Raw genomic sequence first — 21,808 nt, forward strand, 5'->3', positions numbered from 1 at the left:
TACGTAAGCTTCGGCTATGGCAGCGGTCACGGGGCTTCCGCGGGGACGACGATGACGGATCCGATTCGGGTGCTTGTCGTCGACGATCAGGCACTCGTGCGGCAAGGGTTTCTGAGCTTGCTGTCCCTCAGCAGCGAAGTTGACGTCGTCGGGGATTGCGCCGACGGCGACGAAGCGCTGCACGTTCTGGCGCGCGAGCAGGTGGACGTCGTCCTGCTGGACCTTCGGATGCCGAGACGCGACGGGATCGCCACATTGCAGACGATGCGGGAGCGGGGCTTCGAGGTTCCGGTTCTGGTGCTCACCACCTTCGATGACGATGAGCTGGTCTACGCCGCGATGCAGGCAGGCGCCAAGGGCTACATGCTCAAGGATGTGACGTTGGACCAGTTGATCGGAGGGGTGCGCACTCTGGCGAGCGGCGGCACCCTGCTGCAGCCGGCGCTCTCCGAGCGACTCCTGCGCGCGGTCGCGCGCTCACCGCTGCCGTTCGAGCCTCGACGCGACGCCTCGCAACTCAGTGACCGCGAACTGGACGTGCTGCGCCTGGCGGCGAGCGGGTGGTCGAATGCGCAGATAGCCCGAGGACTCTTTCTCGCAGAGGGCACGGTGAAGAATCACATGTCCAGCGTGCTGCTGAAGCTCGGGGTCACCGATCGCACGAAGGCAGTGCTGCGGGCCCTCGCGGACGGCATTCTCGCTCCGGACGGCGGCGCGGACGAAGAGAGGACCTCTTGATGGCGACCGACCGGGCCGCCCGCGAAACGGCCGGATGGATCGTGCTGACCAGTGTCGTGTGCGCCGCGGCGATCGGCGTGGTGGTGGTCTTGGAGAGCATGATCGATGCACCGGGGAACGCCTTTCGACTGGGGCTGTGGTGGGTGGCCTATGCACTGTTCGTGGTCACGCTGATCGCGATCCATGGCTGGCTGCCGTGGCCGAGGGTGCGGTCGCCTCATCTGCCGCTCGGCGTGCTCATCGGGCTGGCCGCGCTTCTCGTCCTCCTCCTTCCCGACCAGACGTGGATGCTGACCCTGTTCGTGATGACGGCGGCGATGGCCGCCTTCTTCTGGCCGCCGAGAGCGGTGGCACTGCTCATCGCCGCTCAGATCCTGCTCACGCTGGGGATCGCCGTCACGGGTGGCCGGTCTGTCGCGGAGCTCGTCCTCGCGATCGTCGGGTTCGGGAACTTCCAGGTGTTCGGCGCGCTGGTCGTCTTCGCGGTGCGCAGCGAGGCGAAGGCGCGCCAGGATCTGGCTGTCGCACACGCCGAGCTGCGCGCAACCTCGGCGCTGCTGGAACTGACGACTCGTGAAGCCGAGCGGCTGCGGATCGCACGTGACCTGCACGATCTCGCCGGCCACGACCTCACCGCGCTCTCGCTGGAGCTGGAAGTCGCAGGACACCTGACGGCGGACGGTGCGGCCCGGCAGCACCTGCAGCGGGCGAAGACGATCGCCAAGGACCTGCTCGGCTCCATCCGGGCAGCGGTGGGGACGATGCGCGGCGAGACTCCCTCTCTGGAGCCCGCACTGCGGGCGCTGACAGCGGACATCCCGGGGCTGGACGTCGCGGTCCACGTCGACCGCGACATCGCTGTGGACGGCGATCGCGTGATCGTCATCCTCCGCAGTGTGCAGGAGGGGATCACCAACGTCCTGCGGCACTCCGGCGCAGAGCGCGCCAGAGTCGTGGTCGAGATGCGTGGAGGCGACGTCCTCCTGACGATCTCGGACCAAGGCAGGGGCGTCGACGACATCGTGCCCGGACACGGGCTGACCGGGATGCGGGAGCGTTTCGAAGCACTCGGCGGTCGCCTCGAGCTGTCGAGTGTGGTCGGCAAGGGCATGACGGTCACCGGCACGCTCCCGCGGAGCGAACCGGCGTCCCCTGGGTCCTGACGCGAAGGCGTACCGATGCGCGCATCATGGACGAGCCGACTCTCATCACGTCCTGGCGACCGCGGCCGACCGTCGAGCCGCTCCGATGCGGGTGACGCGCCGCCGGATGCGGATGGCACCGAGCCAGGCGAACAGGACCGTCGTGCCGATGAGCGACGCCATCACGAACGGTGCGGCGACCGGCAAGTCCCCCACTGAGAGGTCGAGGCCGAAGTACGCGCGGAGCTGGTCGCGCGCTCCAGGGTCGGCAGCCGCGATGGCATCGAGCCCCTCCCCGGCGAACTCCCGCCGCATGAGCATCGACGCCTGTGCGAACGGCAGCCCGCCGATCACCGCCTGCGCGCTCGCCGGAAAGGACCCGACGGGGACGTACGCGCCGGCGAGGAATCCGAGGGTGGTTCCGACGATCGTGCACAGGGCCGAGTACGCCCCCGGGGTGGTGACGAACGACGTGACGAACGCCGACACCGCGGCGAACGCCGCCGCCGTGACGACCATGACCCCCACCGCCCTCGCCACGGCGCCGACCGGCAGAGCGACGCCGTCCGCAAGACGGAGATACGTGAGGCTCACCGTCAGCACGCCGAGTGTGATCGTCACAGCGATGATGAGCGCGGCGCCGAAGTAGCCGAGGACGAGCTGTCCCGGACGGATCGGAGAGACCAGCAGATCGCGGAACCGGCCGGTTGAGGCATCCTCGACGAACACCCCGAGTGCGCCGAGACCGGTTGTGATCGAGGCCATGCTGACGACGCCCGCGAACATCCACGAGTCCACGAACGCCCTGATCTCCCGGTGCGGCGCCGATGGGAAGGACTCTTGCAGATCGGAGGTCTGCAGCTGCCCGAGGAACAGTGTGTAGAGCACGAACAGGAGCATCGCCGCCATCAACGAGAAGAACACCGTCATCCGATCGCGGAAGAACAACCGGAGGTTGCGACCGATGAGCGCGCCCACGGCCTTCACGGTTGCACCTCGAGCCCGCGCCGGTCGGTCAGCGCGAGGAACACATCGTCCATGCGCCCGTGCCGGAACTCGAAGTCCACGATGGCCTCTCGGTGCGTGGCGAGAACGGCCATCGCCTGCGCTGCGCTGTCGATGCGGACCGTCACGGCTCCGCCTGTCGCCGTGGCTTCCCCTCCCCCTCGCCGGAGGATCGACACCAGCCGCTCAGCGTCCCCTGTGGTGATGGTCAGGGTGCTGCGGCTGTGCGCTTCTCGAAGCCGGCGAGGGCTTCCTCTGGCGATGGTCCTGCCAGCGTCGATGATGCAGATCTCGTCCGCCTCCTCGGTCTCCTCCATGTAGTGCGTCGTGAGGAACACGGTGAGGCCTCGACGTTCGCGAAGGAGGCGGATCGTTGACCAGACGGCGGCGCGGCTGGCCGGATCGAGTCCGGCCGTCGGTTCGTCCAGGAAGAGCAGCGAAGGTTCATGCACGAGCGCGCGGGCGATGTCGGCCCGGCGACGCTGCCCGCCGGACAGGCGGCCGTATCGACGATCGACGAACGCCGGGAGGTCGATGAGGTCCGAAAGCTCGTCGATGCGGGAGGCGCTCGTCGATGCGTCCATCCCGTAGAGCCGTGCACGGGTGAGCAGATTCTCCCGCACGGTCAAGGCGGCATCCATCATCGATTCCTGGAACACGACACCGATCCGCCGTCGTACCGAACGCGGGAACCTTGCTACATCCTCGCCCGCCACGAGCACAGTGCCGTGGTCGAACGGGGTCGTCGTGGTGAGGCATCCGATCGTCGTCGACTTGCCCGCACCGTTCGTCCCCAGGAACGCGAAGACGCTCCCGGCGGCGACCGTGAACGACAGATCATCCACCGCTGCAACGGATCCGTACCGCTTCGTGAGTCCCACCACGTCGATCACATCGGTCACGGCCTCTCCGTCCTCGTATCGCCGACCGATCGCCGGCCGTCGCCCATCTGCGCGATCGACGCTAGGCGCGTGTCACGACCGCGCGCATGTGCCGCCGGTCATGTTCCCGATGCGCGCCGGATCGACGGCGAGTTCCTCGGACGTGACCTTCGGCACCTGTCCGAATGCCGCGCTGACGCCTACCGTCTATGGCATCGGACCCTCCTAAGCGAACAGAGAGGTACTGTCATGAACGTCACCAGCGTCTATCCGGTGCTCGCGACCACCGATGTCGCCGCCACCACGGACTTCTACCGGCACCACTTCGGTTTCGTCACCTCGTTCGAATCCGACTGGTACGTGAGTCTCAGGCTCGCGTCGTGGGAACTCGCGATCCTGCACGCCGACCATCCCACGATCCCCGCCCTCTTCCGCGGCAGGCAGGCAGGCGGGATCCTCCTCAACATCGAGGTGCCCGACGTCGACTCGGTGCACAAACGTCTCGTCGCCGAAGGGCTCGACCCGGTACTGCCGCTGCGCTCGGAGGAGTTCGGTCAGCGTCACGCGATCTTCGCCGGGCCCGACGGGGTTCTGATCGACGTCATCACGCCGATACCGCCCGGCGACGGCTATTCCGAGCAGTTCTCGGCCGCGGCGCTCGAAGAGACCAGAGGACGGGCGGAGTGAGAATGGCACGCGCATCCCTGGCCCGCTATCGCTTCTGGTTCGTCGTGGATGCCGTGGTCACCGGCGTGAACGCCGTCGTCTATCTGAGTCTGCACCGCGTGCTGCCCGATGTGCTCGGCTCCTCCGCGCAGCTGTACATCGTGGCGGGAATCGTGCTGGGGATCGTCACGGTCGGCCTTGTGATCGTCGGGGCGTCCTCACAGCGCTTGCGCGGTCTGCCCGAACTGCTTGTGGCGGTCAACGTGACCTGGGCCGGCGGCTCGCTCTTCGTCGCCCTTGCCGACCCGTTCGGCCTGACCGGCTGGGGAACCACCTGGGCGGTCGTGCAGGCGCTGGTCGTTTCTGCGCTGGCGATTGTTCAGGCGCGTGCCCTGCGACGGTCCGGCACGGTGGGAGCGGGGGTGCCGGCATGAGACTGCCGGCCGCCGAGCACCTCACCCGGGATTGGCACATCCACCGCATCGTCCCCGATTTCGTGGTGGAAGACGTATGGGCGCTGCCGGTCGGCGGTCGCGCACAGGATTTCGGATGCCTCGTGGACTTGATGACCTCGCACGACGCGGAGGACGAGCACGGGAGGATCGACTTCCTGGACTCGGCGGCGGCGCGACTCCTGTGGCGGCTACGCGATCTGCTCGGACGCCTGCTCGGACTCGGTGCGATCACCGACAACGCCGGGGTCCACGAACGATACTCCGTCCCTGGCACCGATCGGCAGCTGACCCTGGCAGAGCGCGTCGACGAGGAGCTGAGGGCGACCGCGGATGGGATTCGGTTCTCGTCGGTGCCGATGAACGCGCTGTACCTCCTCCACGATGAATTCGCCGCCGAGATCTCGAACGCCACCATGCACGGCGTGATGCATCTGTCCTGGGTCTCCCTGGGCGAGGACGTCTACGAAGGGCGGATGGCAGTGCTCGTGAAGCCTCGCGGACCGCTCGGGCGCGCCTACATGGCTGCCATCAGGCCGTTTCGCCACTTCATCGTGTACCCGGCGCTCCTGCGGTATCTCGAGAAGTCCTGGCCGATTCACGCACGCACAGCATCGGGGAGTTGAGATGGAACGCATCGTTCAGGTCGGCGCGGCGGAACTGTGCGTCGAGACCTTCGGAGATCGCGGCGGCGAACCGGTGCTTCTCGTGGCAGGCACCTCTTGTTCGATGGACTGGTGGCCGGCCACGTTGTGCAGGGGACTCGCAGATCAGGGGCTTCTCGTCATCAGGTTCGACCAGCGCGACACGGGGCGGTCGTCGTACGACCCTCCCGGCCGGCCGTCCTATTCGCTCCCGGATCTCGTCTCGGACTCCGTCGGACTGCTCGATCTTCTCGACCTCGACTCCGCTCACTGGGTCGGCTTCTCACAGGGCGGGTGGATCGCGCAGCTCGCGGCGCTCGACCACGCCGCCCGGGTGCGCTCACTGGCTCTGCTTTCCACGCGGGCGACGGGTCACGGCCCGGCCGACCCCGACCTCCCTGAGGTCTCGTCCGACCTGCTCGAAGCGTGGAGCGCAGCGCCGGCGGAGCCCGACTGGGCGGACGCGGATGCGGTGATCCGCTTTCTCGTCGACGGTGAGCGCTCCATCGCAGGCGATGAGTTCGACGAGCGCCATGCGCTGAGGATCGCGGAGGACTGCGTACGACGGGCCCACCAGGTGAGATCCGCCATCGCGAATCACCCTATGGCGGACCAGGGGCCGCGCTGGCGCCATCGCCTCGGTGCGATATCCGCACCGAGCCTGATCCTGCACGGCACGAAGGATCCGATGTTCCCGGTCGGGAACGCCGCCGCCCTGGAGCGCGAGATTCCCGGAGCGCGATTGGAACGACTGGCAGGGGTCGGACATGAGATCCCACCGCGGGTCTGGCATCGCGTCACCGAGCTGATCACCCGTCACGTGCACGACGCGTCCGTAGGCCGGTGAACGCAGTACCGCTGGATGCGCCGATGCTGTGGGCCTTGGGCGCCGCCGTGGCTTACGGAGCATCCGATTTCATCGGCGGGGTGACGAGTCGAGTGGAGAAGGTGTGGGCCGTCGCTGCGACAGGCCAGGCCGCGGCGACCGCGGCGACCCTGCCTTTCGTTGTGGCCACGTGGACGGTGACGCCTGCAGCCGACGTCGGCTGGGCGGTGCTGGCCGGCATCGGCGCAGGGGCTGGCAACGTCCTCATCTATCACGGGCTGGCCACGGGCCGTGTGATGACCGTCGCGCCTCTCGCCGCAGTCGCTTCCACGACGCTGCCTGTCATGACCGACATCATCGGCGGACGACAGCTCAGCCACACGCTGGCGGCCGGAGTGGCCGTTGCGCTCGCAGCCGGATGGCTGGTCTCAGGCGGCGGCGCACGGGCGAACGGGAGGTCGGATCGAAAGGTCGTCGCGATCGGGCTGCTCGCGGGAGCGGGTTTCGGGACGCAGTTCGCGGCGCTCGGTCAGATTCCGGCCGGCTCCGGTCTCGCTCCTCTGGGCATCAGCCAGCTCGCGTCGGTGGTGCTCATCATCGCGATCGCTCGCGCGTGTCGGGTGCATCCGGTTCCCCGGAGGGGACGAACGGCGCTCGCCGCGATCTCGGCCGGCCTGTTCGCCGGCATCGCGACGTTGCTCTTCCAGGTCTCCGCTCAGGCCGGATCCCTGACTGTCGCGGTGGTGCTGACCTCTCTGTACCCGGCCGTCACCGTCACCCTCGGAGCCGCCCTGCTGCGCGAGCGCGCGACGGGGGTGCAGACGATCGGACTCGCGCTGGCTGCAGCGTCCATCCTGCTCGTCAGGCTGGGCTGAAAGCGCGTGCACGGCGCAGAATGGTCGACGGCGGTTCGGTGGGGCGGGCGGGACTCGAACCCGCGATCGTTGGGTTATGAGCCCACTGCCTTGACCAGCTTGGCCACCGCCCCGTGCGCACTAGCCTACCGAAGCCGACGCAGTCCTCAGACCGGTGTGGCGGCGCCGTGTGTCGCAGAGTGCTCCAGGTAGATGGCCGCGTTGCCGATGAGGCTTTGACGTTCGTCATCGGTGAGCTGTCTGCGCACTTTGGCCGGCACCCCGGCGACCAGGGACCCGTCCGGCACGTCCGTGCCGCCGAGGACCACAGCTCCCCCTGCCACGAGGCATCCGCTGCCGATCACGGCGCCGCTGAGAACCACGGCGCCCATGCCGATCAGCGTTCCGTCGCCGATCGTGCACCCGTGCACGACCGCATTGTGGCCGATTGAGACGTCTCTGCCGATCTCGACGGCGTGGCCGCTGTCGACATGCACGGAGACGTTGTCCTGGACGTTGCTGCCCTCGCCGATCGTGATCGGTGCGGAGTCGGCGCGCAGCACCGCGTTGTACCAGACGCTCGCCCCGGCACCGAGCGCGACGGCGCCGACGATGCGCGCGCCATCTGCGACGAAGGCGTCGGGAGCGATCTGCGGACGCCTGTCCGCCAAGGCGAGGACGGATGCTGTCTCGGCGATGCTCATGTAGGCGAGACTACCCTCAGAACCGCGGAATCACGCGGCAGTAAGCGTTGCCTTCGCTTGCTTGCGGAATACTCCTCACTGAGTAGCGTTGGTGTCACACGAGCCCGCAGATCCTCAGGAGGACCCCATGAGCAAGGCACAGACCGTCCCCACCACCGCCGTCGACCCGACCGTGGCCGCGGCCGCCGCGCAGTTCCTCTCCCCCGTCGTTCTGGGCCTCGAGGCGCTCACGGTCAACGGCAAGCAGGCGCACTGGCACGTGCGCGGCGCCAACTTCATCGGCGTGCACGAGCTGCTCGACACGATCGTGGCGCACGCCGGGGACTTCGCCGACACCGCTGCGGAGCGTATCGTCGCCCTCGGCCTGCCGATCGACGCACGCATCGGCACCGTCGCGGAGAAGGCCGGGAAGACCGCCGTCCCCGCCGGCTTCACGCAGTCAGACGACCTGGTGCGCGCGGTGATCAGCGACATCGACGCCATCCTGGTGGACGTGAAGGCCGCGATCGACGGTCTCGACGAGGTCGACCTGACCAGCCAGGACGTCGCGATCGAGATCATGCGCGGTCTTGAGAAGGACCGCTGGTTCCTGGTCTCGCACATCGCCGCCTGAGCGAACACCGCAGGACGGGCGTCGGAGCATCTGCTCCGGCGCCCGTCCGCGTTCATCCGCGATGTGTGACTCTGCCACCCAGAATCGTGGCCACGACGGGCATCGATCGCAGTTCCTCGCGGTCGGCGGTCAGCGGGTCCATACCGCACAGCGCAAGATCCGCTGTCGTGCCGAGCGCGATCGTCGCGTCGCCGTGCCGGCTGCTCGCACGCAGCGCGGTCTCGGGCGACACCCGCTCCTCGGGGTGCCAGGCGTCGCGATCATCGTGCGTGCGGTGCACGGCGGCAGAGATGGTCAGCCACGGGTCGAGAGGTGCGACCGGTGCGTCGGAACCGAAACGCACCGGGATCCCGGCTGCCAGCAGCGTGGCGAGCGGATGCCCGATCGCCTGCTGATCCCGCCACAGGTCCGCTGCCATGTCACGGTCGTCCACGGCGTGCTCAGGCTGGACGCTGGCGACGACGCCCAAACGGGCGAAGCGCATGAGGTCGGCATGCCGCACCAGTTGAGCGTGCTCGATCGTTCCCCTGGCCTGTGTATACGTGAAGGCGTCCAGCGCGTGCGACACGGCACGATCGCCGATCGCATGCACCGCGACATCGAGGCCGGATCCGGCTGCGATCATGAGCAGATCGCGCAGCTCGTCCGGTTCGATGGTGAGGACGCCGAAGTTCTGCGGGTCGTCTGCGTAAGCGTGCGAGCAGGCGGCCGTTCGAGTCCCCAGCGACCCGTCGGTGATCAGCTTCAGGGCGCCGACCCTGACCAGCCCGTTCGTCTCGCCGAGTTCGTCGCCGCTGCGCAGGCCTTCCCGGATCGCGCGCTGCAGATCCGCGCGATAGAACGCGAACTCGACGCGGTGAGAGTCGAAGCCGCGGGCGACGCGGCGGCGCCACGCGTCCGCGTTCCACGCCATGTCGAAGTCGACCAGTCCGGTGATCCCGCGCGCCGCGGCGCGCGCGCCGGCGGCATCCACCGCGGCATCCACCACGGCGTCGTCGGCGGCGTTGAGGCGACGCGAGATCTCGAACGCGTCCTCTTCACGCAGCAGCCCGTCGTCGTCGAAGCCGTCGAAGCCCTCTCGCCGCAGCGCCGCGGAATTGAGCCAGACGCTGTGCACATCGGCGTTGATCAGGTACGTGGGCCGCTCTCCGGATGCCGCATCGAGCAGCGCGCGCGTGGGCCGGTCGGGCCAGAGCCCGTCTCTGAAGCCGGTTCCCACCACCCTGTCGTCGGGCAGCGGGGACGCCCCGGAGATCAGGCGAGCGGCCTCCGCTGCGCTGGATGCTTCCCCGAGCGGCAGGCGCTGCGCATCCAGCGCCCACTGCACGGTGTGCACATGGTGATCCCAGAGGCCGGGAACCACCCAGGTGCCTTGGGCGTCGAGCACGTCGGCAGTCACCTTCAGGATCCCGGCGGGTGCGATGTCGGCGATCACGCCGGACCGGATCAGGATGTCGACGGGCTCATCGGTGGGCAGGAGCTCTCTGCCCGGCCCGGCGATCCGCGCGGACCGCACCAGGAGATCGCCGCTCATGCCCGATGCGCCAGACGTGCCTCGTGCGCCCGGCGCATCTCGGAGGCGAGTGCGGGGTTCGCGTACACGCCGTCGCCATCCAGCTCGGCGATCACCGTCTCGACGATGCTGTCGGGCTTGTTCTGGCTCAGCTTGCGCTTCGCCGAGACGCGCGTGGGTGTGAGCCGGAAGCCGACGGTGCCGGCCTCGAGAGCATGCACGAACTCCTCGGTGTTCGGGGGCTCCCACATCAGGCGCGGTTGCTCCAGCCTGCCTTCGAACCGTGCGACCAGGTCGTCGAGGATCTTCAGGTTCTCCTGCGGATCGACGATCTCGGGGATGCCCGCCAGGTGAACGGCAGTGTAGTTCCACGTCGGCACCGCACGCACGTCGCCGTACCAGCCGGGCGAGATGTAGCCGTGCGGACCTTGGAAGACGAGTAGGAGCTCACGCTCACCCAGATGGAGCACCTGATCGTCGGGTTTGCCGACATGCCCGACGACCGTGAGGTCCTCGCGGTCCGGATCCAGAAGCACCGGATAGTGCGAGGCGACCAGGCCGTCGTCACCGATCGCGATGGCCGTCGCCCACGGGTTCTGTGCGATCACCCTGCGCAGCTCTGCGACATCGGTCATGGCGAAGCTGGGATTCTGACGCATGAGACCAGATTACGGTGCGGCGGCGGGGACGGACCTGCGCCCGCCGCCCGCCGCCGCGAACGTCACTTCCTGTCGCCGACCACTGGGATCGCCTGTGTCTTCCACTCTTCGAAGTCCTTGTCGCCGGCCATGAAGGCGTCGACCTCGTCCTTCGTCGCTCGCAGCTTCGGATCGTTGTCGAGGTACTTCTTCGTCTCCCGTGCGATGAGCCCGGAGAGGATCAGCAGACCGATCAGGTTGGGGATCGCCATCAGGCCGTTCATCACGTCGGAGAACGCCCAGACGACGCCGAGCTGCACCGTGCAACCCACGAACACGACGAGCGAGAAGAGCACCCGGAACGGCATCACGGCGCGGCGGCCGAGCAGGCGCTCGATGTTGCGCTCGCCGTAGTACGACCAGCCGAGGATCGTCGAGCCGGCGAACATCACCAGGCCGATGGTGACGATGTAGTGGCCCCAGTCGCCGGGAAGACCGTGCGAGAACGCCTCGCCGGTCATCAGGGCGGGACTGATCTGCTCGCCGGTCTCGGGATCGGTCATGTTCCACACACCCGTTGTGATGATCACGAGGCCCGTGCAGGTGACGACGATGATGGTGTCGATGAAGGTCTGCGTCATCGACACCAGCCCCTGACGCACCGGGTGGCTCGTCTTCGCCGCAGCGGCGGCGATGGCCGCCGAGCCCATTCCCGACTCGTTGGAGAAGATGCCGCGAGCGACGCCGAACTGCACGGCGATGATGATCGCCGAGCCGGCGAAGCCGCCGACGGCGCTCGTGCCCGTGAAGGCGTCGGTGAAGATCTGCGCGAACGCGGCGGGCACGCCGCCGATGTTCGCGATCAGGATGTACAGCGCGCCGATGACGTAGAAGATGATCATGATCGGGACGAGCCCGGCGGTGACCCTGCCGATCGACTTGATGCCGCCGACCAGCACCAGCAGGGCGAAGATCGTCAGCACGAGGCCGGACACCCAGGTGGGAACGTTGAAGCTGTTCTCCATGTTGGTGGCGATCGAGTTGCCCTGCGTCATGTTGCCGATGCCGAAGCAGGCGATCACCGCGGCGATCGCGAAGAACAGCGCGAGGAACTTGCCGAAGCGGTTCGGGATGCCGCGTTCGAGGTAGTACTGCGGGCCGCCCGACTTCTCACCCGCCTCGTCGGTCTTGCGGAAGCGCACGCCGAGGAAGGCCTCGGAGTACTTCGAAGCCATGCCGAGCAGGCCCGTGACCCACATCCAGAACAGCGCACCGGGACCGCCGATCCCGATGGCCGTCGCCACGCCGACGATGTTGCCGGTTCCGACCGTTGCGGCCAGCGCGGTGGTGAGCGCCTGGAACTGCGAGATGTCGCCATCCGTGCCCGGGTCCTTGCGCGTGAAGAGACCGAGGCGCAGTGCTGCACCAAGGCGGAGGAACTGCAGGCCGCCGAGGCGGATCGTGAGGTACAGGCCGGTGCCGAGCAGCAGCGGAATGAGGATCCAGGGTCCCCAGATCCACGAGCTGAGCCCCGCTAGAAAGGTCTCCAGACCGGTCAGGTCCATGGCTTCTCCTGTCGTGCGTCGTTGCAAAGGGATTCCGTCATCATATTCTCAGCAGGCGCACAGGTTCACTTCGACCTGCGGCGTGCCGAGGCCGGCGTACAGCTCTCACCGCTGGCAGAAGGGGCACCAGTAGAGCTTGCGCGCCCCGATCTCCTCGAGTGCGATCTCGGTTCCGCACACACGGCACGGCAGGCCGGCGCGGTGATAGACCCAGTGCCGGTCGTCCCTGTGAGCCATGGCGGCGCGGTACGCCTCCGGCGAGAGGTCGTCCATGGTCATCATCTGACCGGTCTCGACGCCGATCGCCAGCAGGCGCACCCAGTCCCGCCACAGTTCGCGGACGACGTCTTCGGGGACGTCTCGGCCGGGGGTGTGCGGCTCGAGCCGGGCCCGGTACAGCATCTCGGCGCGATACACGTTGCCGATGCCGCTCACGACCGCCTGGTCCATGAGCAGAAGAGCGATCGGAACGGCCTTCCGGCGCACGGCGGAGACGAACCGCTCCTCGCCCTCAGCGGGATCGCCCACGAGCGGGTCGGGGCCGAGCTTCGCCACCGTGGCGAGCATCTCATCCGGGGTCTGCAGAGCGCACGCGGTCGGGCCGCGCAGGTCGGCGCACGTCACGGAAGTCAGCAGGCGGAGCCGCACCTGACCGACGATCGGCGGCGGCCATTCATCGCCTTCGTCTTCCAGCCCCCTAGTCTGCTCCGACATGCGCACATGCACTCTCGTCCGGCGAGGGGCGCCGATGGAGTTCAGCGAGTTCTCCCCCGCGGCGTCGAAGATCGGCGTCGCGGGATCCGTGTCGTCGAGCACCGCGCCGCGCTGGTTCGTCTGTCCCATTCGCCCATTGGCCGATGCGATGGTCGGGTCGACGAGGATCTCACCCGCGAAGTCCCAAGCGCCGTACAGACCCAGATGCACCCTCAGCCAGATGTCACCGTCGAACTCGAGGAACATCTGCTTGCCGACCGCCTTCGCCTGCATCATCTCGCGGGCGTCGATTACCGCAGCTCCCTCGGCGAAACGCCCCTGCGGGCTGGAGGCACCCACCTGCCTGCCGACGAAGTTGCGGGCGAACTGCCGAGCGATGCGATGGACGGAGTGACCTTCGGGCATGTCAGGACCGCGGGTCGGGCAGCAGGGAGCCGTCGCGTTCGAAGTCGGCGATCTGGCCGATTCTCCGTACGTGACGTTCGTCGCCGGGGAACGGCGTTGCGATGAACGTGTCGATGAAAGAAGTCACCTCTTCGAAGCTGTGTTGACGCGCACCGATCGAGATCACGTTCGCATCGTTGTGCTCGCGTGCCAGCTCTGCGGTCGACAGGTTCCACACCAGCGCCGCGCGGATCCCTTCGACCTTGTTCGCCGCGATCTGCTCCCCGTTGCCTGAGCCGCCGAACACGACGCCCAGCGCCTCGACGCCGGTGCGCTGATCTGCGACGACCGCCTGCGCGGCGCGGATGCAGAACGCGGGATAGTCGTCGAGCGGGTCGTACTCCACAGGCCCGTGATCGATCACCTCGTGCCCGGCCGTGCGCAGATGCTCCTGAAGTCGCGTCGAGAAGTCGAGGCCGGCGTGATCGGTGGCGATGTGGATGCGCATGCGGACGATTCTATTTCGGCGGCGTGGCGCACGTCGGGCGGTGATCCGATCCGATCGGCGGGCGTGGGCTCAGGGAGCGATGCCGGCAGCCGCGGGCTTGAAGCCCGCGCGAACGTTCTCGCAGCATCCCGGCCTGCAGACGTCGAACGCAGGCCCGAGCGACGTCACATGAGCGCGATCGGACGGCGGGCGCCCCTCCAGCCGCTCCTGGATGAGGTCCACGATGCCGGCGACGAACGAGGCCGACACGCCAGGCGTCGGTGTGCGCGTGAACTCGAGTCCCGCGCTCTCGGCCGCATCCTTCGCCTCGGTGTCGAGATCCCAGAGCACCTCCATGTGATCGCTCATGAATCCCAGGGGGACGACGACGACAGCCTTGCGGCCGCGCCGGGGAAGCTCACCGATGACGTCGCACACGTCCGGCTCCAGCCACGGCTGCGTCGGCGGCCCCGAGCGCGACTGGTAGACGAGCTCCCACGGCACCGACGCCGCCGAAGGCAGCAGCTGCGCGACCCGGTCCATGACCCACGCCGCCACAGCCTCGTGTTGGGCGGCGTACGCGCCGCCCCTCCCCCAGTCCACGTCCCGCGGTCCGGAGCGCTCGGCATCCGCGGTGGGGATGCTGTGCGTCGAGAACAGCACCTGCACCTTCTCGGGGGCGATCCCGTCTTCGATGAAGCGGGCCACCCCGTCGTGCACGCCCTCGACGAAGGCCTGCACGAACCCGGGGTGATCGTAGAAGGGGCGGATCTTGTCGATGGTCACCACGCCGTCGTACTCTGTGCCGTCCAGCACACGGGCGAAGTCCTCCCGGTACTGACGGCAGCTGGAGAAGGAGCTGTAGGCGCTGGTGGCGAAAGCGAGCAGGGTCGTGTCGCCGTTGCCGGCCGCTTCGGCGACCGCGTCCTCGAGGTAAGGCGTCCAGTTGCGGTTGCCCCAGTACACCGGCAGCTCGATCGAGCGCGCCGCGAGTTCCGCCTCGAGTGCATCCTTCAGCGCGCGGTTCTGCCCGTTGATCGGGCTTACTCCGCCGAAGTGCCGGTAGTGGTGGGCGACTTCTTCGAGGCGCTCGTCCGGGATGCCCCGACCCCTGGTGACGTTGCGCAGGAACGGGATCACGTCGTCCTGCCCCTCTGGCCCGCCGAAACCGGCGAGCAGTATCGCGTCGTATGCGACGGGCCGCTCGGTGTACGGGGCACCTGCTGCGGCTGCGGGAGAAGCGTGGGGAACGACATCCGGTACAGAGGAACTCACGACCTCGATCCTTCCACCCGTGGCTATGAGCCAGCGGCGAGACGATTCGCGAGATCGCGGCGCTGGCGTAGGCTGTCAGGGTTGTCGTCGGCGCCAGCAGCGTCGACGCGGGACGACATCCCCTCACCACTGGGAGAATCAGCTGTGCCTGGAGAAAACCTCACCCGTACCGAAGCGCAGGAGCGCCGCGCCGTCATCGACACGCAGTCCTATCAGGTCTCGCTCGATCTCACCAAGGGAGCCGAGGTCTTCGGCTCTCGCAGTGTGGTGCGCTTCAGCGCCACGCCCGGCAGCTTCACCTTCATCGACCTGATCGCCCGCGATGTGCGCGAGATCACGCTCAACGGCGAGCAGATCGACCCGACGGAGGCGTTCGCCGACTCACGCATCGCGCTGAGCGATCTGCAGGCCGAGAACGTGCTCATCGTTGACGCCGACTGCCTCTACACCAACACGGGTGAGGGCCTGCACCGCTTCGTCGACCCTGTCGACGGCGAGGTCTACCTGTACTCCCAGTTCGAGGTCCCTGACTCCCGTCGCGTCTTCGCGGTGTTCGAGCAGCCCGACTTGAAGGCGACCTTCCAGTTCACGGTGACGGCGCCGGCCGCGTGGAAGGTCGTGTCGAACTCTCCCACGCCCGAGCCGATCGTCCACGACGACGGCGGGACGGCCACTTGGGGATTCGAGCCGACCCCGCGCATCTCCTCGTACATCACGGCCCTGATCGCGGGTCCCTACGAGTCCACCTTCTCTGAGCTGACCAGCGCGTCCGGCCAGGTCATCCCGCTCGGCGTGTACGGCCGCAAGAGCCTCTGGCAGCACCTCGACGCCGACTACATCTTCGACAAGACGCGTGAGGGCTTCGCCTACTTCGAGTCGAAGTTCGGCGTGCCCTACCCGTTCGCGAAGTACGACCAGCTGTTCGTCCCCGAGTTCAACGCGGGCGCAATGGAGAACGCGGGCGCGGTCACCTTCACCGAGACGTACGTGTTCCGCAGCAAGGTGACGGATGCCGTCAAGGAGCGCCGGGTCGTCACGATCCTGCACGAGCTCGCGCACATGTGGTTCGGCGACCTCGTCACCATGAAGTGGTGGAACGACCTGTGGCTGAACGAGTCGTTCGCGGAGTGGGCATCGACCATCGCCACCGCCGAGGCGACCGAGTGGACTGAGGCCTGGACCACGTTCAACGCGATGGAGAAGACGTGGGCCTACCGGCAGGACCAGCTGCCCTCGACGCATCCGATCGTCGCCGAGATCAACGACCTGCAGGACGTGCAGGTCAACTTCGACGGCATCACGTACGCCAAGGGCGGCTCGGTGCTCAAGCAGCTGGCCGCCTGGGTGGGTATCGACGCGTTCTTCGCCGGCGTCGGCCAGTATTTCCAGAAGCACTCCTGGGGCAACACCGAGCTCAGCGACCTGCTCACCGAGCTCGAGGCGACGAGCGGTCGTGAGCTGAGCAGCTGGGCGAAGAAGTGGCTGGAGACGGCCGGCGTGAACACGCTCTCGCCCGTGATCGCCGAGGACGCCTCCGGTGCGATCACCCGGTTCGCGGTCACCCAGACCGCCCCCGCCGATTACCCGACCATCCGGCCGCACCGACTGGGCATCGGTTTCTACAACCTGTCGGCATCCGATGACGGCAAGGGTGACGCGCTGGTGCGCACGCACTACGTCGAGGTGGACGTCGACGGCGACCGCACCGAGGTCCCGGAGCTTCAGGGGCTGAAGCGCCCCGACATGGTGCTGCTCAACGACAATGACCTCGCGTACGCGAAGATCCGGCTCGACGAGAGGTCGCTGGAGACGGCGATCGCCCACCTCGCGGACATCAGCGACCCGCTCGCACGCTCCCTGGTGTGGGGCGCGGCGTGGGATCAGACCCGCGACGCCGAGACGGCGGCATCCGCCTATATCGACCTCGTACTGGGCAACATCGGCCGCGAGACGGAGTCGACCACGGTGCGCACCACCCTGGCTCAGCTGCAGCTCGCCGCGAACCACTATGTCGCGCCGGGCTCACGTGCCGCTGCCCGCGAGAGGATCGCCGACGGACTGTGGGCGCTCGCCCAGCACGCCGAGGCCGGCAGCGACAGCCAACTGCAGCTCGTCATGGCGTTCGCGAACGCGCTCGTCACGCCGGAGCACGCCGGGATCGTCGGCCGTCTGCGCGCGGGCGAGGAAACGCTGCCCGGCCTCGAGATCGACACCGACCTCTCCTGGCAGCTGCTGATCGGCCTGGCTGCCGCCGGTGCCACCGACGCCGCCGCGATCGATGCGGCCCTCTCGGCGGACAACACCGCCAAGGGCGCGGAGTTCGCCGCGCAGGCGCGCGCGGCGCTCCCGAACGCCGAGGCGAAGCAGGCCGCGTGGTCGGCGCTGATCGAGCGCGACGACCAGCCGAACACGATCGTCCGCGCCGCCGCTGCCGGCTTCGTGCACCCGTCGGGCGCCGATGTGCTCGGAGAGTTCATCCCGAAGTACTTCGACATGCTGATCCCGATCTGGGAGGGCCGCACGTATCAGATCGCCGACTATCTGATCGTGGGCCTGTACCCTCGCCCGCTGGCGAATGTCGAGCTGCGCGACGCGACCAGATCCTGGCTCGCGGCGAACCAGGACGCCGCGCCCGCGCTGCGACGCCTGGTGCACGAGAACCTCGCCGACGTGGAGCGCGCGTTGGCGGCACAGGCGCGCGACGCCGAGGACTGATCCCCACGGCCCCCTCCGACCGTCGCTCCGCGCCGCATCGGACTCCGAGCGGGCCTCTGAGCATCCAGTGTGCGCAGAGGCCCGCTCGCTAACATCGAGGTGATGAACATCACCTTCACTGCGGAGACGCCTGCTCCCGAACCGACCGACTCCGGATGGTGGGGAGACGTTCTCGACGGACTCCTCGCCACAGGCGGCAATGCCCTGGGTGTGGTGCTCATCGTCGCGGGCTGTGCGCTCATCGCGTTCGTCCTGCGTCTCGTGATCCGCCGCGTCGTGCAGCGCATCGTGAACAGCGCCAAGTCCAAGGCGCGTGTGGACGACACGCAGGCTCTGGAGCGGTCGCCGCTGGCCGACATGCGGCTCGTGCAGCGCACGCGCACGCTCGGGTCGATCCTGCAGAACATCGTGAACGTGATGCTCGTGGTGATCGCCGTCGTCCTCGTCGTCAATTTCCTGGCCCCGAGTCTGCTCGGCTCGCTCACCCTGCTGACCGCCGCCGTCGGCGCCGGTCTGGGTTTCGGCGCCCAGAACATCGTCAAGGACGTGCTGAATGGCATCTTCCTCGTCGCTGAGGATCAGATCGGCATCGGCGACGTGGTGGATCTCGGGCTCGCCTCCGGCGTCGTCGAGTACGTCAGCGTCCGCGTCACGCAGGTGAGAGATGTCAACGGCACCCTCTGGTACGTCCGCAACGGCGAGGTCACCCGCATCGGGAACATGTCGCAGGGGTGGGCGCGCGCGATCGTCGACCTCGGCGTGCCGGCGGATGCCGATCTCGAGCTGGTCGAGTCCACCATGCTCGCCACGGCGCAGGACCTGGCCAAGGATCCGAAGTGGCGCACCCGCATCATCGAGCGCCCTGAGGTGTGGGGCCCGGAGTCGATCGACGGTGACGCGTTGGTCGTGCGCGTGGTGATGAAGACCCGGGCGAACGCCATGGACGATGTGTCGCAGGAGCTGCGACGCCGACTGCGGAAGGCGCTGCTCGAGAAGGACGTGCTGATCCCCAGCCTGTCGTCGGTGACGCTCACCGGCCCGGACGGCGCGCGCCGCGTGCGCGGCGCCAATCCGCCGAAGACGCGCCCCAACCCCGTCACCGGCGTGCCGAAGGTCGTCGAGCGCGGCATCTGGCGGCGCAAGAAGAACGGCGACGGATGGCCCGGCAAGGGAGGCGAGGAGAAGTGAGCTTCTACGAGGAGGTCGGCGGCTACCCGACGTTCGAGCGGATCGTGTCGGTCTTCTACCGCGAAGTCGCCCTGGACCCGGTGCTGAAGCCCATGTACCCCGAGGAGGATCTGGGTCCTGCCGCGGAACGCCTCACCTGGTTCCTCGCCCAGTACTGGGGCGGCCCGTCGACGTACGGCGAACGCCGCGGCCATCCGAGGCTGCGCATGCGCCACATGCCGTTCCACATCGACCCGGATGCCAGGGATCGGTGGCTTCGGCACATGCGCACGGCGGTGGACGAGGCGGACCTGTCGCCTCTGCACGAAGCGACGCTCTGGGACTACCTGGAACGCGCGGCGTATGCCATGGTGAACACATTCGAGCCCTCGGGCATCGGGCCGGCCCCCGGCGGCCGCTCGACACTCGAGACCCGCGCCAGCCAGGAGCCGACGGAGACCGCATGACCAGAACGCCCCGCACCCGTTCCGCTGATGTCCTCGTCATCGGATGGGGGCTGTCGGGGTTGGTCGCGGCGGCAGAGGCTGCTGCCGCGCGGCGAAGCGTGGTGATCATCGACCAGCAGCCGCGTGCGGATCTCGGCGGTCAAGCGTGGTGGTCGTTCGGCGGGCTGTTCCTGGTCGACTCCCCTGAGCAGCGGCGGATGGGCATCCGCGATTCTCTCGAGCTCGCGAAGCAGGACTGGTTCGGGAACGCGGGGTTCGATCGCCCTGAGGACGAATGGGCCGAACGATGGGCGGACGAGTACCTGCAGTTCGCCGCCGGCGAGAAGCGCGCCTGGCTACGCGAGCGCGGCGTGGGATTCTTCCCCGTGGTCGGCTGGGCCGAACGCGGCGGAGGCAGCGCGATCGGCCCCGGCAACTCCGTGCCCCGCTTCCACATCACCTGGGGTACAGGGCCAGGCATCGTCGCGCCGTTCGCGGATGCAGTGGAGAAGGCGGAGAGCGCCGGCACCGTCACTGTGCTCCCCCGCCATCGCGTCACCGAGCTGATCGTCGAGGGCGGCTCCGTCGTGGGTGCCAGGGGGAACGTCCTGGTCGACAGCGGTGCGGAGCGGGGCGCGGTGTCCCCGCGGGATGAGATCGGCGACTTCGAGGTCCGTGCCGCCGCCACGGTGGTCGCCTCCGGCGGAATCGGCGGGGACCATGACCTCGTGCGGGCCGCGTGGCCGTCGTCCCTCGGCACCCCGCCTCGGCACATGCTGACGGGTGTGCCCGCGTACGTCGACGGATCGATGCAGTCCGTCGCGCGCTCCATCGGGGCCAACCTCATCAACGGCGACCGGATGTGGCACTACGTCGAAGGCATCACCAACTGGGATCCGGTCTGGCCCGGCCATGGCATCCGCATCCTTCCCGGACCTTCGTCGCTGTGGCTGGACGCCACCGGGACGCGCCTCCCCGTGCCGCTGTTCCCCGGATTCGACACTCTGGGCACGCTCGCCCACCTGCGCCGGACCGGCCACGACCATTCCTGGTTCATCACTTCGCTCAAGATCGTCGAGAAGGAGTTCGCGCTGTCCGGCAGCGAACAGAACCCGGATCTGACGGGGAAGGACGTCGCGCTGCTGTTGAAGTCGCGCCTGGCGAAGGGTCCGACGGGGCCCGTGCAGTCGTTCCTCGACGAGGGCGCTGACTTCGTGGTCGAGAACGACCTGGAGTCGCTGCTGACCCAGATGGCGCGGATGCCGGGTGGCGAGGTGCTTGACGTGGACCGTGCACGGCGGGAGGTGATCGCGCGTGACTACGAGATGGGCAACGAGTTCACGAAGGACGCGCAGATCGCCATGCTCCGCTCGATGCGCGCCTACCGCGGCGACCGCCTGATCAGGACGGCTCCTCCGCATCGACTGCAGGATCGCGGGGCCGGGCCGATGATCGCCGTGAAGCTGCACGTGCTGACCCGCAAGTCGCTCGGCGGCATGCAGACCGACCTCGACGGCAGGGTGCTCGACGCATCCGGCACGGTGGTTCCAGGGCTGTTCGCCGCGGGCGAGGCAGCGGGCTTCGGCGGCGGAGGCATGCACGGCTACCGGGCGTTGGAAGGCACGTTCCTCGGCGGATGCCTGTTCTCGGGGCGCCGGGCGGGCCGAGCGGCAGCGCGCTGAGCCGCGGCTAGACGCCGCCCCCGGGCTCGGCCACGGTACCGGTCTGACGCACAGCGGTCAGCCCCGTCACCGCCGGACCTCTGGAAAGCACGTGTCCTCTCGCGAAAGCGAGGCGGGTCCACCGGCCGGATGCCGTGACACGCACGTTCTCGGCGCCGGAGATGAAGCCGAACGCGTGCGCGGCGAACGCCACGCCGCGAGGCAGTCCGAGCAGCGCTTCATCGGGCTCGCCCCAGATCCGCGCACGCAGTGCGCGCACCGCCTCCTCCCCCGCGCCGGCGGGAGTGCCGTGGGCCACCGCCGAGATCCCCCACTGTGCGCGCTCCGCGACGATATGCGTCTGCAGCGAACCGGTCTGCTGCCAGCCTGCCCGCGGCGGGGCGATCCCCGCCCACGCGGGCGACAGGGCTGTCTCGGGGAGGCTCAGCTGCGCGGGATCGTCGGTCTCGCCCAGGCCTTCGACCACGAGATCGCAGCGCAGCTCCGGGTCGGCGCGCACGATCCGCATCGCCAGGACGGTGGGCGTCTGGTCGAAAAGTCCCTGAGGGGCGAGCGCCGCCGCGGAGAGGGCGAGGATGCCGTCGGACGCCTGCAGGCGCACACCGTCGGCACCGGCCTTCGCCGCGCGCCCGGAGAAGGTCAGCACGTCGCGCGCGGTCTGGGGATCGGCGAGCACGAGAGGTCTGGTCACTCCTCC

22 protein-coding genes and 1 tRNA gene are annotated in these 21,808 nt (G+C 68.4%); 12 read left to right on the forward strand and 11 right to left on the reverse strand.

Annotated elements, in window-relative coordinates; genetic code table 11:
• The first annotated feature begins 51 nt into the window (after window positions 1–51).
• Both RIN43_RS08330 and RIN43_RS08335 read left to right on the forward strand, forming a co-directional pair.
• Window positions 52–738 carry a response regulator transcription factor gene (locus RIN43_RS08330; RefSeq protein WP_309128443.1) on the forward strand — a complete coding sequence of 229 codons (687 nt, stop codon included), beginning with the start codon at window positions 52–54 and terminating at the stop codon, window positions 736–738.
• On the forward strand, window positions 738–1,901 hold the full coding sequence (locus RIN43_RS08335; RefSeq protein ID WP_309128444.1) for a sensor histidine kinase: 1,164 nt from the start codon (window positions 738–740) through the stop codon (window positions 1,899–1,901). Before RIN43_RS08330 ends, RIN43_RS08335 begins: the two co-directional genes overlap by 1 nt.
• A 45-nt stretch (window positions 1,902–1,946) precedes the next feature.
• Here RIN43_RS08335 and RIN43_RS08340 read toward each other — a convergent pair whose 3' ends face one another.
• Both RIN43_RS08340 and RIN43_RS08345 read right to left on the reverse strand, forming a co-directional pair.
• Window positions 1,947–2,867, reverse strand: a complete 921-nt coding sequence (locus RIN43_RS08340; RefSeq protein ID WP_309128445.1) for an ABC transporter permease — start codon at window positions 2,865–2,867, stop codon at window positions 1,947–1,949.
• Window positions 2,864–3,787 (reverse strand): ABC transporter ATP-binding protein, encoded by a 924-nt coding sequence (locus RIN43_RS08345; protein ID WP_309128446.1) that lies wholly within the window; start codon window positions 3,785–3,787, stop codon window positions 2,864–2,866. Before RIN43_RS08345 ends, RIN43_RS08340 begins: the two co-directional genes overlap by 4 nt.
• A gap of 228 nt (window positions 3,788–4,015) precedes the next feature.
• Here RIN43_RS08345 and RIN43_RS08350 point away from each other — a divergent pair, with 228 nt between their 5' ends.
• Genes RIN43_RS08350 through RIN43_RS08370 form a run of 5 tightly spaced genes read left to right on the forward strand, consistent with a single transcriptional unit; the run spans window position 4,016 to window position 7,229 of the window.
• Window positions 4,016–4,453, forward strand: coding sequence for a VOC family protein (locus RIN43_RS08350; protein WP_309128447.1), 438 nt, complete (start codon window positions 4,016–4,018; stop codon window positions 4,451–4,453).
• Window positions 4,454–4,455: 2 nt separating this feature from the next.
• Entirely contained in the window at window positions 4,456–4,866 is a 411-nt protein-coding gene (locus RIN43_RS08355; protein WP_309128448.1) for a hypothetical protein, read from the forward strand.
• The gene (locus RIN43_RS08360) at window positions 4,863–5,510 is read left to right on the forward strand and encodes a DUF2867 domain-containing protein (RefSeq protein WP_309128449.1); all 648 of its coding nucleotides are present in this window, start codon (window positions 4,863–4,865) and stop codon (window positions 5,508–5,510) included. The genes RIN43_RS08355 and RIN43_RS08360 overlap by 4 nt, the downstream gene beginning before the upstream one ends.
• Window position 5,511: 1 nt before the next feature.
• Window positions 5,512–6,375, forward strand: coding sequence for an alpha/beta hydrolase (locus RIN43_RS08365; RefSeq protein WP_309128450.1), 864 nt, complete (start codon window positions 5,512–5,514; stop codon window positions 6,373–6,375).
• Entirely contained in the window at window positions 6,372–7,229 is an 858-nt protein-coding gene (locus RIN43_RS08370) for an EamA family transporter (protein WP_309128451.1), read from the forward strand. The genes RIN43_RS08365 and RIN43_RS08370 overlap by 4 nt, the downstream gene beginning before the upstream one ends.
• A gap of 39 nt (window positions 7,230–7,268) precedes the next feature.
• Here RIN43_RS08370 and RIN43_RS08375 read toward each other — a convergent pair.
• Window positions 7,269–7,342 (reverse strand) — tRNA-Ile (locus RIN43_RS08375).
• 33 nt (window positions 7,343–7,375) lie between these two features.
• Window positions 7,376–7,912: a gamma carbonic anhydrase family protein gene (locus RIN43_RS08380; protein ID WP_309128452.1), complete on the reverse strand. Its 537-nt coding sequence runs from the start codon at window positions 7,910–7,912 to the stop codon at window positions 7,376–7,378.
• A gap of 127 nt (window positions 7,913–8,039) precedes the next feature.
• Here RIN43_RS08380 and RIN43_RS08385 point away from each other — a divergent pair, with 127 nt between their 5' ends.
• The gene (locus RIN43_RS08385; RefSeq protein ID WP_309128453.1) at window positions 8,040–8,525 is read left to right on the forward strand and encodes a DNA starvation/stationary phase protection protein; all 486 of its coding nucleotides are present in this window, start codon (window positions 8,040–8,042) and stop codon (window positions 8,523–8,525) included.
• Between the two features lie 52 nt (window positions 8,526–8,577).
• Here the strand turns inward: RIN43_RS08385 and RIN43_RS08390 are convergent, their stop codons facing one another.
• The 6 genes from RIN43_RS08390 to RIN43_RS08415 all read right to left on the reverse strand — a co-directional run bounded on the left by RIN43_RS08390 (window position 8,578) and on the right by RIN43_RS08415 (window position 15,101).
• Entirely contained in the window at window positions 8,578–10,059 is a 1,482-nt protein-coding gene (locus tag RIN43_RS08390) for an amidohydrolase family protein (protein WP_309128454.1), read from the reverse strand.
• A complete protein-coding gene (locus RIN43_RS08395) occupies window positions 10,056–10,697 on the reverse strand; it encodes an FMN-binding negative transcriptional regulator (protein ID WP_309128455.1) in 642 nt (213 codons plus the stop codon). Before RIN43_RS08395 ends, RIN43_RS08390 begins: the two co-directional genes overlap by 4 nt.
• 62 nt (window positions 10,698–10,759) lie before the next feature.
• On the reverse strand, window positions 10,760–12,241 hold the full coding sequence (locus tag RIN43_RS08400; protein ID WP_309128456.1) for a sodium:alanine symporter family protein: 1,482 nt from the start codon (window positions 12,239–12,241) through the stop codon (window positions 10,760–10,762).
• A 105-nt stretch (window positions 12,242–12,346) separates the two neighbouring features.
• Window positions 12,347–13,360, reverse strand: a complete 1,014-nt coding sequence (locus RIN43_RS08405; RefSeq protein WP_309128457.1) for a DNA-formamidopyrimidine glycosylase family protein — start codon at window positions 13,358–13,360, stop codon at window positions 12,347–12,349.
• A gap of 1 nt (window position 13,361) precedes the next feature.
• Window positions 13,362–13,847 (reverse strand): ribose-5-phosphate isomerase, encoded by a 486-nt coding sequence (locus tag RIN43_RS08410; RefSeq protein WP_309128458.1) that lies wholly within the window; start codon window positions 13,845–13,847, stop codon window positions 13,362–13,364.
• A gap of 69 nt (window positions 13,848–13,916) precedes the next feature.
• On the reverse strand, window positions 13,917–15,101 hold the full coding sequence (locus RIN43_RS08415; RefSeq protein ID WP_309128459.1) for a ferrochelatase: 1,185 nt from the start codon (window positions 15,099–15,101) through the stop codon (window positions 13,917–13,919).
• 144 nt (window positions 15,102–15,245) lie between these two features.
• Between RIN43_RS08415 and pepN the strand changes: the two genes are divergently transcribed.
• From pepN to RIN43_RS08435, 4 genes are all read left to right on the forward strand, one after another.
• Window positions 15,246–17,816 carry an aminopeptidase N gene (pepN, locus tag RIN43_RS08420; RefSeq protein WP_309128460.1) on the forward strand — a complete coding sequence of 857 codons (2,571 nt, stop codon included), beginning with the start codon at window positions 15,246–15,248 and terminating at the stop codon, window positions 17,814–17,816.
• 102 nt (window positions 17,817–17,918) lie between these two features.
• On the forward strand, window positions 17,919–19,004 hold the full coding sequence (locus RIN43_RS08425) for a mechanosensitive ion channel domain-containing protein (RefSeq protein ID WP_309128461.1): 1,086 nt from the start codon (window positions 17,919–17,921) through the stop codon (window positions 19,002–19,004).
• Window positions 18,974–19,450, forward strand: a complete 477-nt coding sequence (locus RIN43_RS08430; RefSeq protein WP_309128462.1) for a globin — start codon at window positions 18,974–18,976, stop codon at window positions 19,448–19,450. Before RIN43_RS08425 ends, RIN43_RS08430 begins: the two co-directional genes overlap by 31 nt.
• Complete coding sequence (locus tag RIN43_RS08435) at window positions 19,447–21,111, forward strand: FAD-binding dehydrogenase (protein ID WP_309128463.1); 1,665 nt, start codon at window positions 19,447–19,449, stop codon at window positions 21,109–21,111. Before RIN43_RS08430 ends, RIN43_RS08435 begins: the two co-directional genes overlap by 4 nt.
• A 7-nt stretch (window positions 21,112–21,118) precedes the next feature.
• Here the strand turns inward: RIN43_RS08435 and RIN43_RS08440 are convergent, their stop codons facing one another.
• Complete coding sequence (locus tag RIN43_RS08440) at window positions 21,119–21,802, reverse strand: hypothetical protein (protein ID WP_309128464.1); 684 nt, start codon at window positions 21,800–21,802, stop codon at window positions 21,119–21,121.
• Window positions 21,803–21,808: the final 6 nt, after the last annotated feature.

Source organism: Microbacterium sp., assembly GCF_031178445.1.
Taxonomy (GTDB): Bacteria; Actinomycetota; Actinomycetes; order Actinomycetales; family Microbacteriaceae; genus Microbacterium.

Excerpts from the sequence above, each read along its gene's own strand:
- RIN43_RS08330 (WP_309128443.1), top strand. The coding sequence starts at position 52 with ATGACGGATCCGATTCGGGTGCTTGTCGTCGACGATCAGGCACTCGTG.
- RIN43_RS08335 (WP_309128444.1), top strand. The coding sequence starts at position 738 with ATGGCGACCGACCGGGCCGCCCGCGAAACGGCCGGATGGATCGTGCTG.
- RIN43_RS08350 (WP_309128447.1), top strand. The coding sequence starts at position 4,016 with ATGAACGTCACCAGCGTCTATCCGGTGCTCGCGACCACCGATGTCGCC.
- RIN43_RS08355 (WP_309128448.1), top strand. The coding sequence starts at position 4,456 with ATGGCACGCGCATCCCTGGCCCGCTATCGCTTCTGGTTCGTCGTGGAT.
- RIN43_RS08360 (WP_309128449.1), top strand. The coding sequence starts at position 4,863 with ATGAGACTGCCGGCCGCCGAGCACCTCACCCGGGATTGGCACATCCAC.
- RIN43_RS08365 (WP_309128450.1), top strand. The coding sequence starts at position 5,512 with ATGGAACGCATCGTTCAGGTCGGCGCGGCGGAACTGTGCGTCGAGACC.
- RIN43_RS08380 (WP_309128452.1), bottom strand. The coding sequence starts at position 7,912 with ATGAGCATCGCCGAGACAGCATCCGTCCTCGCCTTGGCGGACAGGCGT.
- RIN43_RS08385 (WP_309128453.1), top strand. The coding sequence starts at position 8,040 with ATGAGCAAGGCACAGACCGTCCCCACCACCGCCGTCGACCCGACCGTG.
- RIN43_RS08390 (WP_309128454.1), bottom strand. The coding sequence starts at position 10,059 with ATGAGCGGCGATCTCCTGGTGCGGTCCGCGCGGATCGCCGGGCCGGGC.
- RIN43_RS08395 (WP_309128455.1), bottom strand. The coding sequence starts at position 10,697 with ATGCGTCAGAATCCCAGCTTCGCCATGACCGATGTCGCAGAGCTGCGC.
- RIN43_RS08400 (WP_309128456.1), bottom strand. The coding sequence starts at position 12,241 with ATGGACCTGACCGGTCTGGAGACCTTTCTAGCGGGGCTCAGCTCGTGG.
- RIN43_RS08405 (WP_309128457.1), bottom strand. The coding sequence starts at position 13,360 with ATGCCCGAAGGTCACTCCGTCCATCGCATCGCTCGGCAGTTCGCCCGC.
- RIN43_RS08410 (WP_309128458.1), bottom strand. The coding sequence starts at position 13,847 with ATGCGCATCCACATCGCCACCGATCACGCCGGCCTCGACTTCTCGACG.
- RIN43_RS08425 (WP_309128461.1), top strand. The coding sequence starts at position 17,919 with ATGAACATCACCTTCACTGCGGAGACGCCTGCTCCCGAACCGACCGAC.
- RIN43_RS08430 (WP_309128462.1), top strand. The coding sequence starts at position 18,974 with ATGGCCCGGCAAGGGAGGCGAGGAGAAGTGAGCTTCTACGAGGAGGTC.
- RIN43_RS08435 (WP_309128463.1), top strand. The coding sequence starts at position 19,447 with ATGACCAGAACGCCCCGCACCCGTTCCGCTGATGTCCTCGTCATCGGA.